General features: G+C 77.1%; 1 pseudogene. It reads left to right on the top strand.

The features are described from left to right. A pseudogene (locus B9S61_RS04515) lies at positions 1-282 on the top strand (3-oxoacyl-ACP synthase); the annotation flags it as partial. Positions 283-462: the final 180 nt, after the last annotated feature.

Below are 462 nucleotides of genomic sequence, written 5' to 3'. Positions count from 1 at the left end.
CTGATCGCCCGGGTGCTGCCGCACCGGCCCAGCGTCACGGCGCCCAAGGGTGCGCTCGGCCACGGCCTCGGGGCGGCGGGCGCCGTCGAGGCGGCGCTGACCGTACTCACCCTTCAGCACGGCACGGTGCCGCCGGTCGCGAACCTGGACGCCCCGGCGCCCGGTTTCGGCATCGACTGCGTCACCGGGGCACCCCGGCGACAGGACGTACGTGTCGCCGTCAGCCACTCCTTCGGCTTCGGCGGCCACAACGTCGTCCTCGCCCTCACCCGAGCCGACTGACCGACCTTCCGAAGCGGACACGGCACCCCCGCCTTCCCGCCCGGTGTCGGCCGCACCCGCGCACCACTCCCGCCGGCAGACCGCGGACGCCGCCCCCACCGCCCACCGCCCTCGCCCTCACCGACCGGCCCACCGACCGGAGCGGATGTCCGCGGTGCCGCCGGGGAGCCGTCGGCACCG

This window comes from Streptomyces sp. SM1 (assembly GCF_002910825.1).
Classification (GTDB): domain Bacteria; phylum Actinomycetota; class Actinomycetes; order Streptomycetales; family Streptomycetaceae; genus Streptomyces; species Streptomyces okerensis.
The sequence above is the reverse complement of the archived record's forward strand: the minus strand, read 5'-3'. Positions and strand labels throughout refer to the sequence as shown.